General features: G+C 25.8%; 9 protein-coding genes. 8 read left to right on the top strand and 1 reads right to left on the bottom strand.

Going from position 1 to position 12199, the window contains the following annotated elements; translation table 11 throughout:
• Window positions 1-50 precede the first annotated feature (50 nt).
• From ribF to folA, 8 genes are all read left to right on the top strand, one after another.
• The gene (gene ribF / locus D9V59_RS00735) at window positions 51-998 is read left to right on the top strand and encodes a bifunctional riboflavin kinase/FAD synthetase (RefSeq protein WP_158364140.1); all 948 of its coding nucleotides are present in this window, start codon (window positions 51-53) and stop codon (window positions 996-998) included.
• A 17-nt stretch (window positions 999-1015) separates the two neighbouring features.
• Window positions 1016-3838 (top strand): isoleucine--tRNA ligase, encoded by a 2823-nt coding sequence (ileS, locus tag D9V59_RS00730; RefSeq protein ID WP_158364138.1) that lies wholly within the window; start codon window positions 1016-1018, stop codon window positions 3836-3838.
• Window positions 3838-4314: a signal peptidase II gene (gene lspA, locus D9V59_RS00725; protein ID WP_158364136.1), complete on the top strand. Its 477-nt coding sequence runs from the start codon at window positions 3838-3840 to the stop codon at window positions 4312-4314. Before ileS ends, lspA begins: the two co-directional genes overlap by 1 nt.
• Window positions 4315-4377: 63 nt before the next feature.
• Entirely contained in the window at window positions 4378-5319 is a 942-nt protein-coding gene (gene ispH, locus D9V59_RS00720; protein WP_158364134.1) for a 4-hydroxy-3-methylbut-2-enyl diphosphate reductase, read from the top strand.
• 22 nt (window positions 5320-5341) lie between these two features.
• Window positions 5342-6151, top strand: a complete 810-nt coding sequence (gene dapB / locus D9V59_RS00715) for a 4-hydroxy-tetrahydrodipicolinate reductase (RefSeq protein ID WP_158364132.1) — start codon at window positions 5342-5344, stop codon at window positions 6149-6151.
• 218 nt (window positions 6152-6369) lie between these two features.
• Complete coding sequence (gene carA / locus D9V59_RS00710; RefSeq protein WP_261979391.1) at window positions 6370-7518, top strand: glutamine-hydrolyzing carbamoyl-phosphate synthase small subunit; 1149 nt, start codon at window positions 6370-6372, stop codon at window positions 7516-7518.
• 17 nt (window positions 7519-7535) lie between these two features.
• Window positions 7536-10757 carry a carbamoyl-phosphate synthase large subunit gene (carB, locus tag D9V59_RS00705; RefSeq protein WP_158364128.1) on the top strand — a complete coding sequence of 1074 codons (3222 nt, stop codon included), beginning with the start codon at window positions 7536-7538 and terminating at the stop codon, window positions 10755-10757.
• Between the two features lie 87 nt (window positions 10758-10844).
• Window positions 10845-11330, top strand: coding sequence for a type 3 dihydrofolate reductase (gene folA / locus D9V59_RS00700; RefSeq protein WP_158364126.1), 486 nt, complete (start codon window positions 10845-10847; stop codon window positions 11328-11330).
• A 45-nt stretch (window positions 11331-11375) separates the two neighbouring features.
• On the opposite strand, the gene apaH is transcribed toward folA, so the two are convergent.
• The gene (apaH, locus tag D9V59_RS00695; protein WP_158364124.1) at window positions 11376-12194 is read right to left on the bottom strand and encodes a bis(5'-nucleosyl)-tetraphosphatase (symmetrical) ApaH; all 819 of its coding nucleotides are present in this window, start codon (window positions 12192-12194) and stop codon (window positions 11376-11378) included.
• Window positions 12195-12199: the final 5 nt, after the last annotated feature.

Genomic DNA, 12199 nt, shown 5'->3' with positions numbered 1-12199 from the left:
ATATAAAATTTTAAATGTAATTTATTTCATTAAATAAGGTTAAATTAATCATGAAACTTATAAGAGGAATTCATAATCTTAAAGAAATAAATTCTAATTCAGTAGTGACTATAGGAAATTTTGATGGAATACATTTAGGTCACCAAAAATTATTTTTTAATACAAAAAAGATAGGACAAAAATATGATTTAAAAACTATAATTATTTTATTTGAACCTCAACCTTTAGAATTTTTAAAAAAACATGATGCTCCAGTTCGTATTACACAATTTCGTGAAAAAATAAAAAGAATTATATCATATAATTTTGATAAAATTTTATGCATTAAATTTAATAAATACTTTTCATCTTTGAGTCCAGAAGATTTTATCATAAATATATTAATAAATAAACTGCATATGAAGTTTATAGTAGTAGGAAATGACTTTAAATTTGGTTTTCAAAGAAACGGCAATATTGCTATCTTAAAAAAATTAGGAGAAAAATATCAATTTAAGATTATAAAAATTAAACCTTTATATAAGAACAATATAAAAGTTAGTAGTACTAATATAAGAAAAGCTCTTTCTGAAAATAATATAAAACTTGCTTCTCTTTTTCTTGGTCGTTTATTTAGTATTTATGGTAAAGTAATTCATGGAAATGCAATAGGAAGAACAATAGGTTATCCTACAGCTAATATATTGTTAAATAAAAATTTCTTATTAAATAAAGGAGTATATGCAGTAAAGATATCTTTTTTCTTAAATTCAAATAAAAAATATATAGGAATATCAAATATTGGTATCAAACCTAGTTTTTTAAAATCAAACGAAAATATATATCTTGAAGTTCATTTATTTAATATAAATATCAATTTATATAGAAAAGATATAGAAGTTTTTATATACAAAAAAATACGCAATGAAAAAACATTTAATTCAAAAGAAGAACTGCAAAATCAAATTTTTAAAGATGTTGAGATAGTTAAAAAATATTTTAATAATAATAGATATTAGTAGATAAAGAGAAAATAATGAATGATTATAAAAAAAGTTTAAATTTACCTAAAACAAAATTTTCCATGAAAGGAAATTTATCAAAAAAAGAACCTCTAATATTAAAAGATTGGTACGAAAATAATTTATATAAATTAATTAGAAAAACAAAATCAGAAAAAAAAATATTTTTTCTGCATGATGGTCCGCCATACGCTAATGGAAATATTCATATCGGACATGCAGTAAATAAAATTTTAAAAGATATCATTATAAAATCTAAAAACTTATCAGGTTTCGATGCACCTTATATTCCATCTTGGGACTGCCATGGATTGCCAATTGAACAAAAAATTGAAGAAAAACTAAAAATTAATGATAAAAAAATATCTACTATAGAATTTCAAACAAAATGTAGACAATATGCAAAAGAACAAGTTGAAAAACAAAAAAAAGATTTTATTAGATTAGGAGTCATAGGTGATTGGAAAAATTCTCATCTAACGATGAATTTTAAAAATGAAGCAAATATTATTAGAACATTATCAAAAATTATTAAAAAAAAATACTTATATAAAGATTTTAAGCCTGTATACTGGTGTCTTAAATGTTCTTCATCATTGTCTGAAGCAGAAATTGAATATTCTTCTAAAACTTCAGATTCAATTATTGTAGGTTTTAAATGTCTAGATGTAAATCTTATAGAAAAATTATTTAATTATAAAATATTAAATAAAAAAGAAGTTTATCTTCCTATTTGGACTACTACACCTTGGACTCTTCCATCTAGTCAAGCTATTTCAATACATCCAGAATTTAAATATGAATTAATAGAAACTCCAAAATATAATTTAATTATAGCAGAAAAATTAGTCAAAAATATATTATATATACTAAAAATTAAAAAATGGACATCAATAAATTATATCAAAGGTAAATATTTAGAATATACAAAATTTTTACATCCATTTTTAAAAAATGTTAATTTACCTGTAATATTAGGAAAACATGTAACTTTAGAATCAGGTACTGGAGCTGTTCATACCGCACCAGATCATGGTTTAGATGATTATATTGTTTGTAAACAATATAATATTAAAATTAATAATTTAGTAAATTCTCAAGGAAATTATGAAAATTATGTACATCCACAATTAAATGGATTAAACGTTTTAAAATCTAACTCAATTATTATAAAATTATTAATTAAAAATAATGTATTGTTTCATCATGATTCTTTGCTACATAGTTATCCACATTGTTGGAGACACAAAAGTCCAATTATATTTAGAGCAACTCCACAATGGTTCATTAATATAGATCGAGAACAATTACGTGATAAATTATTAAAAGAAATAAAAAAAGTATCTTGGATCCCTGAATGGGGAGAATTAAGAATTAAAGAAATGATTAAAAAAAGACCTGATTGGTGCATCTCAAGACAAAGACAATGGGGTGTTCCAATGTCAATTTTTATAAACAAAAAAACAGGTAATATACATCCTAAAACATTTTTTTTAATGGAAAAAATAGCAAAAAAAGTAGAAATAGAAGGAATACAAGCATGGTGGAATATAGATTTAAAAGAAATATTAGATCAAGAATATGCACTATATAATAAATCTTTAGATATATTAGATGTATGGTTTGAATCAGGCAATACACATACATCAATAGAATATAAAAATAAAAAATATACTAAAAATAGTGCAGATATGTATTTAGAAGGATCCGATCAACATAGAGGTTGGTTTATGTCTTCACTTATTATATCAACATTAATAACTAAAAAAGCACCATATTCTAAAGTATTAACTCACGGATTTGTAGTAGATGCACAAGGACAAAAAATGTCTAAATCTATAGGAAATACTATTAGTCCTAACAATATAATAAATACATTAGGAGCTGATGTTTTAAGATTATGGGTTGCATCTTCTAATTATTCTAGTGATATTTGTATCTCTAATGAAATCTTAAAAAATTCATCAGATATATATAGAAGAATTAGAAATACAGCACGTTTTATATTAGCCAATATAAACGATTTTAATCCAAAAGAAAATATTATATCTAAAAATAATATGATTTTTTTAGATAAATGGGCTATAGGACAAACAAAAATAGTTCAAGAAGAAATTATAGAATCTTATAAGAATTATAATTTTCATGCAGTAGTACAACGTATAATGTATTTTTGTTCTATAGAAATGGGCTCTTTCTATCTCGATATTATAAAAGATAGACAATATACTTTAAAGAAAAATAGTAAAGAAAGACGTAGTTGTCAAACAGCAATGTACTATATTATTAATGCACTTGTACGATGGATAGCACCAATATTATCTTTTACTGCTCATGAAATATGGAAATATTTACCAAATAATAAATATCAATATGTATTTATGGAAGAGTGGTTTGATAAATTATTTAACTTAAATCAAGATGATTTGCTGAATAATCAATTTTGGAATGAAATAATTAAAATCAAAAATGAAATTAATAAATTTATAGAAGAAGAAATCACAAAAAAAAATATTACTAATTCACTAGAATGTTGTATAACTCTATATGTTTCTCTTTCATTATTTAAAAAATTAAAGATTTTAGAAAAAGAAATAAAATTCATATTTTTAACATCTGATGTTAAAATAAAAATATATGATATAGCTCCTAAAAATACGAAAAAAAGCAAAAAAATTCCTAATTTAAAAGTTTCTTTAAACAAAATTGAAGGTAAGAAATGTCTTAGATGTTGGCATTATTTCATTCCTGATAACAATCATGTACACGATGATAATATTTGTAATCGTTGTATTTTAAACACAATAGGAAATGGTGAAAAACGTATATTCATATAATGAAAAATCAATATTTTAAAAAATACAACAAATGGTTTAATATTATCATAATAATTCCAATTCTTATCATCGATTTTTTCAGTAAATATTGGATTATAAAACACATAAAAATAAGTGAAACTATAGAAATATTACCAATAGTAAGCATTGTGCAAGTACATAATGATGGCGCAGCATTTAGTTTCTTGTCTAATCAATCAGGATGGCAAAGATGGTTTTTATCAACTGTTAGCATTTCTACTGTATTAGTAATAATCAGAATAATTATAAAATCTCAAAAAAATGAAATAAAAAAAATAACTGCTTATTGTTTAATAATGGCAGGGGCAATTGGAAATTTAATTGATCGAATTCTTTATGGATTTGTAATAGATTTTATTGATATGCATCTTGATACTTGGCATTTTGCTACTTTTAATATAGCTGATTGTAGTATTTTTTTTGGAATTATTATTCTTGCACAAACAAATCGTTAACTTTAAAATATTTTATATAATATTAAAAGCTACTCATATCTAAATTCTGGACTGTTCAATATTATGAATATTATATTAAGTAATCCAAGAGGTTTTTGCGCTGGTGTTAAAAGAGCAGTTTTAATAGTAGAAAATGCATTAAAAATATATAAAAAAACAATATATGTAAAACACGAATTAGTACATAATCAATATATAACAAATCAATTACTTAAAAAAGGAGTGATCTTTGTTGAAAAAATTTCACAAATTCCTGCTAATTCAATAGTAGTTTTTTCAGCACATGGAGTTTCTAAAAAAGTTACTGAAGAAGCAATAAAAAAAAAATTAACTATATTAAATGCTACCTGTCCATTAGTAAAAAAAGTACATATAGAAGTATCAAAATCTAGTAAAAAAGGAATAGAAACAATTATTATTGGTCATAAAGGACATGCTGAAATTCAAGGAACAATCGGACAATATGATAATAAAAAAGGTAAAATATACCTTATAGAATCAATAAAAGATGTTAAAAATTTATCTGTTAAAAATGATAAAAAATTAAATTTTGTTACACAAACTACTTTATCTATTAATAATACAAAAAACATTATTTCTGCTTTAAAAAATAAATTCCCAAAAATTTCTGGTCCTGCTAAAGAAGATATATGCTATGCAACAACTAATCGTCAAATAGCAGTTCAGAAATTATCTAAAATAACTGATATAATATTGGTAGTAGGTTCAAAAAACTCTTCCAATTCCAATCGATTAGCAGAATTAGGACAAGAAATGGGAACATTTACTAAACTTATCAACTCTGTTGCTGATATAAAAATAAAATGGTTAAAAAACGTTAATTCTATTGGTATTACAGCTGGAGCTTCTGCACCAGAAATATTAGTTACAGAAGTCATTGAATATTTACAAAATTTAGGAGCTAATAAACCTATAGAAATGTTGGGTGTTCAAGAAAAAATAACTTTTAAAGTTCCAAAAAATTTATCTAATAAAAAATGTTAAATTATATAGAGATATTCTAAAAATGAATAAAAAAGTTCGAATTGCAATTACCGGTCCCATGGGTCGTATGGGGCAAATACTTATCAAAGAAATACAAAAAAATGAACATGTATCTTTATCTGCTGCATTAGTTCAAGATAAGCACGAACTCATTAATAAAGACATTGGAGAAATTCTTGGAATAGGGAAAATAGGTGTTCTTATAAGTAATCAATCAAATATAAAACAGAACGATTTTGACATTTTAATTGATTTTACTAAACCAAGCAGTACATTGAAATATTTAGAATATTGTAATAAATTTAATAAAAATATTGTTATTGGTACTACTGGATTTTCAAAACGAGAAATTAATATTATAGAATCATGTTCTAAAAACATCGGAATAGTTATTTCATCTAATTTTAGCATAGGAATTAATTTGCTTTTGCAATTAGTTAAAAAAACCACTGAAATAATAGGAAATAATTCTGATATCAATATCATTGAGTATCATCATCGTAATAAAATAGATGCACCTTCAGGAACGGCTTTAGAAATAGGAAAAGTTATATCAAAAGTAATGAACTGGGATTTAAATACAAATTCTATATATTATCAAAAAGGAATTACCGGAATTAGAGAAACAAATAAAATTGGTTTTTCTATTATACGAGCAGGTGATATTGTTGGAAAACATACTGTTATGTTTTCTAGTTTTGGAGAAGAAATCAAAATTACTCATACTGCATCTAATAGAATATCATTTGCTCAAGGTGCTATACAATCTGCTTTATGGATTTATAGACAAAATAAAGGTTTATTTAACATGAAAGATGTACTATCATTTTAAAATTTTTTAAAAAATATTTTTATATAATTTATTCAACCAATTAAATATATAGTTATATTTTTATAAAAAATAAACACAATTTTTAAATATTATATAAATGTCTGTTATCATAATAGACAAAAATATTAATTTTCGTTAAAATACAACTTAATTATTATAATTACTATAATTAAGTTAAAAAAATAAAAATAAAAAAATATTTTTTAACGGAGGATGTTTTGAGCCAATCAGCAGTACTTGTATTAGAAGATGGAACTAGATTTCACGGACGAGCTATTGGAGCTAAGGGAATGACGGTAGGTGAAGTTGTTTTTAATACATCGATAACTGGTTATCAAGAAATAATTACTGATCCTTCTTATTCTCATCAAATAGTAACACTAACTTATCCCCATATCGGCAACGTTGGAACAAATTCTAATGATGAAGAATCATCCAAAATTCACGTCAAAGGACTTATTATTCGTGACTTATCACCTATTGCAAGTAATTATCGAAATAAAAAAAGTTTTTCTTTGTATTTAAAAGATAATAATATTGTTGCAATATCTGATATTGATACAAGAAAACTAACTCGAATTTTACGTAGTAAAGGTTCTCAAAATGGATGTATTATAGAAGATTCAAAAGAAAACTGCGTCATAGCAGAAAAACATGCTAAAAATTTTTTAAATTTACAAGGTTTAGATTTAGTAAAAAAAGTTTCTACTAAATCTATTTATAATTGGAATACAGGAAGCTTTATTTTTAAGAAAAATAAATTTTTTTCTCTTAAAAAAAAACATTCTTTATTTCATGTTGTTGTTTATGATTTTGGAGTAAAAAGAAATATATTACGAATGTTAGTAGATAGGGGATGTCATCTAACTATTGTTCCTGCTACTACTGATTCAAAAACAGTATTAAATTTATCGCCAGACGGAATTTTTTTATCTAATGGACCAGGAGATCCTAGACCTTGTCATTATGCTATTAAAGCTATTCAAGATTTTCTAGCTACATCAATACCTATTTTTGGAATATGTCTAGGACACCAACTGCTTGCTTTAGCTAGCGGAGCTAATATTATAAAAATGAAATTTGGTCATCACGGAGCTAATCATCCTGTAAAAGAGATAAAAACCAACAAAGTTATTATTACATCTCAAAATCATGGTTTTACTGTAAGTAAAAAAAATATACCCAATAATATAGAAATGACACATAGTTCTCTTTTTGATGGAACATTACAAGGACTTTCTTTAATTAATAAATCAGCTTTTAGTTTTCAAGGCCATCCAGAAGCTAGTCCTGGACCACATGATGCTTCATCTTTATTTGATCATTTTATTGAATTAATCGTTCATAAACGAGATAAAACTCAGTAATTAATTAGGGAAAAAAAATGCCTAAATCTACTGATATCAAATCAATTTTAATTCTTGGAGCAGGACCAATAGTCATTGGCCAAGCATGTGAATTTGACTATTCCGGAGCACAGGCTTGTAAAGCGTTAAAAGAAGAAGGTTATAGGATAATTCTTGTTAATTCTAATCCTGCAACTATTATGACAGATCCTTGCATGGCTGACGCTACATATATTGAACCAATCCATTGGAAAACAGTAAAAGAAATTATTAAAAAAGAACAACCAAATGCATTACTTCCAACTATGGGAGGTCAAACAGCTTTAAATTGTGCTTTAGAATTAGATAAAAAAGGAATTTTAAATAATTTTAATGTTAAAATCATAGGTGCTACAGTTAACGCTATTCAAAAAGCTGAAAATAGAAAGTTATTTGAATATTCCATGAAAAAATTAAAACTAGAAACTGCAAAATGCGGTATTGCGCATAATCTTCAAGAAGCTTTTTTAGTTTTAAATGATGTAGGTTTTCCATGTATTATTCGTCCTTCTTTTACAATGGGTGGACATGGAGGTGGAATTGCTTATAATCATGAAGAATTTGAAATGATTTGCGAAAGAGGACTTAAATTATCTCCTAGCACTGAGTTACTGATTGACGAGTCTCTTATAGGTTGGAAAGAATATGAAATGGAAGTCGTACGAGATAAAAATGATAATTGTATTATTGTTTGTTCAATTGAAAATTTAGATCCTATGGGCATACATACAGGAGATTCAATCACTGTAGCACCTGCACAAACTCTCACTGATAAAGAATATCAAATGATGAGAAATGCTTCTATGGCTATTCTGAGAGAAATAGGTGTAGAAACTGGAGGCGCTAATGTACAATTTTCAATAAACCCGAAAAACGGAAGAATGATTGTTATTGAAATGAACCCTAGAGTTTCTCGTTCTTCTGCATTAGCATCAAAAGCAACAGGATTTCCTATTGCAAAAATAGCTGCTAAATTAGCTGTTGGATATACACTTGATGAACTTGCTAATGATATAACAGGAACTAATACTACCGCATCATTTGAACCATCAATAGATTACATAGTAACAAAAATTCCTAGATTTAATTTTGAAAAATTTATAGGATGTGATGACAGACTAACTACGCAAATGAAATCTGTAGGAGAAGTCATGGCAATTGGCCGTACTTTTCAAGAATCTATACAAAAAGCTATTTGCGGTTTAGAAACAGGAGCAAGTGGATTTGATTCTAAAATATCTAATTCTGATCCAGAGTATTTAATAAAAATTAGACATGAATTAAAAGATGCAGGTTCTGAACGTCTTTGGTATATTGGAGACGCGTTTCGATTTGGTATGTCTGTTAATGACGTTTTTGAATTAACATCCATTGATCCCTGGTTTCTTGTGCAAATCGAAGAAATTATTCTTCTAGAGAAAAAAATTAAAGAAAATGGATTTATTGGATTAAAATATAATTTCTTATATAATATTAAAAGAAAAGGTTTTTCTGATAAACGCATTGCAATACTTACTCAAAAAAAAGAAATAGAAATAAGACAATTACGTTTTAAATTAAATCTACATCCGGTATATAAAAGAATTGACACATGTTCAGCAGAATTTTCAACTGAAACAGCATACATGTATTCAACATGGGAAGATGAATGTGAATCAAATCCGAATAATAATCAAAAAAAAATTATTATATTAGGAGGAGGTCCTAACAGAATAGGACAAGGTATAGAATTTGATTATTGTTGCGTACATGCAGCCCAAGCTTTACGAGAAGATGGTTTTGAAGCAATTATGATAAACTGCAATCCAGAAACCGTATCTACAGATTATGATATTTCAGATCGACTATATTTTGAACCTATTACATTAGAAAATGTTTTGGAAATAGTTAGAATAGAAAAACCTCAAGGAGTTATTATTCAATATGGAGGACAAACACCATTAAAACTAGCACGTGAATTTGAAAAAGAAAACATTTCGATAATAGGAACAAACCCAGAATCTATAGATAAAGCAGAAGATCGATATAAATTTCAAAAAATTGTTGCTAAATTACAATTAAAACAACCACTCAATGCAACTGTTTTAACTTTAAACGATGCTTACAAACAAGCGGAAAAAATTGGATATCCAATAATGGTTAGACCATCTTATGTTTTAGGTGGAAGAGCAATGGAAATTGTTTATGATAAACATGGTTTAAAAAATTATTTCAGAACAGTTTTAAAAAAAAATAATACTACACCTATTTTACTGGATCAATATTTAGATTATGCTACAGAAGTAGATGTTGATGCTATTTGTGATGGAAAGACAGTATTAATTGGCGGTATTATGGAACATATTGAACAAGCTGGAATACATTCCGGAGATTCTGCATGTTCTTTACCAGCTTATACCTTAACTAATGACATTCTAAACAAAATTAGAGAACAAGTAACACAATTAGCTTTTAAACTATCTGTAAAAGGATTAATGAACGTACAATTTGCTATTAAAAACAATATTATTTATATTATAGAAGTAAATCCAAGAGCAGCACGAACAGTTCCATTTGTTTCAAAAGCAACTGGTCTTGCATTAGCAAAAATATCTGTACGAGTAATGTGTGGTCAAAAACTATTAGAACAAGGTTTTCAAACTGAAATAATTCCACCATATTTCTCAGTAAAAGAAGCAGTTCTTCCTTTCGATAAATTCCCAGGAATCAATCCTATATTAGGTCCAGAAATGCGTTCTACTGGAGAAGTAATGGGTATTGGAAAAAATTTTTCAGAAGCTTTTTCTAAAGCCATGTTAGGCGCTAATACAAATATGACCAAATCAGGTCGAGTCCTTATTTCAGTAAGAGATGATGATAAAAAAAATATTAAAAATTTAGTAATTCAATTAAAAAAACTAGGATTTAAAATAGATGCTACTAAAGGAACAGCAATAGCTTTAAAAAAATTTGGAATTTCATCTAGATTAGTTAATAAAGTGCATGAAGGACGTCCGCATATACAAGATCGTTTAAAAAACGGAGAATATTCTTATATTATTAATACTATATCATGTTATCAAGGAATAAAAGATTCGAAGTTAATATGTTATAGTGCTCTTCAATATAAAGTTCATTATGATACTACTTTAAATGGTGCATTTGCAACAGTAATGGCATTAAATGAAAATCCAACAAAAACAGTAAGATCTCTTCAAAAAATACATAAAAAAATACAATAAATTTAAAAAATTTTATAAATATGTTGTAAAACATATTTATAATTCCCATGAAAATTTTGATTACAACTTAAATATAAATATATAAATATGAATATAAGTTTAATTGCTGCTATATCTAATAACTTAGTTATTGGATATAAAAACAAAATACCTTGGTATCTTCCAGAAGATTTGAAATGGTTTAAAAACAATACAATAAAAAAAAACATAATAATGGGTCGTTTAACCTGGGAATCAATTGGAGAAAAACCTTTATCAATGCGTACAAATATTGTGATTAGTAGTAATAAAATAAAAAAAAAAGGTGTGATTTGGACTAATTCAATACATAATGCAATAATTTTATCACAATCTAATCAAGAAATTATGGTTATTGGTGGAGCTAAGATATATAAGCAAATGTTGTTTTATGCTAATAAATTATATTTAACTCATATAGATATTAATTTAATTGGTGATGCTTATTTTCCTAAATATCAATTATACCCATCTTGGAAAAAATTATTTACAAAAAAGGTTTCTAAAAACAAAAAAAATCCCTATAACTATAAGTTTGAAATTTTATCACGATAAAATGAATTTACAATAATTAAAAATAAAAAATTTAAAGAGAAATTATTATCTCTTCAAAAAAGACTGGGAAAACCATTTTTTATCTTCCCATCGAAACATGCTTAATTCTCCTCCCCAACAACAACCAGAATCTAGTGCAAAAAAAGGTTTTGGCACATAAGTCCCTTTCAAAGAAGACCAATGTCCAAAAAAAATAGAATACTCTTGGGGAATTTTACAAGGAATAGCAAACCACGGTTGTAAAGGATATTTAATTAAATTTGGAGATTCTTTAAAAAACATATTCAATCGACCGTCAGGATAACAATATCTCATTCTTGTAAAACTATTCATAGCATATTTTAATCGATTTAATCTATTTAAATTAGATTGCCAAAAATCTATATTATTATTATAATAAATAACTTCTAAAAATAAATCATAATTTTTATTTGATAAAAACTCTGCAATTTCTAATGCGCATGTTTTGGCTATATTAACATTCCATTGAGGACTAATGCCAGCATGAGACATAATAATTTTATGCGTTTCATCAATTTTAAAAATTGATTGACATCGTAACCATTTTATCAATTTAAAACTATCTGATGCTGATAAAAATTCATCAAAATTATTTTCTTTCTTATTTTGTTTAATACCAGCATGAACTGCAATTAAATTAATATCATGATTTCCAAGTACTATTTTAACTCGATCTTTTAAAGAATACACATATCTTAAAACTTTAAGTGAATCAGGACCACGAGAAACTAAATCCCCTGCGATCCATAAATAATCTTTTTTATAATTAAAAGATACTTTTTCTAAAAGCATTTTAAATTCTTTATAACATCCGTGAACATCACTAGTAAAATATGTACTCATATGAT

The sequence above is a fragment of the Buchnera aphidicola (Artemisaphis artemisicola) genome (assembly GCF_005082365.1).
GTDB classification, from domain to species: Bacteria; Pseudomonadota; Gammaproteobacteria; order Enterobacterales; family Enterobacteriaceae; genus Buchnera; species Buchnera aphidicola_AR.
This window is presented reverse-complemented; position numbering and strand designations above follow the sequence as displayed.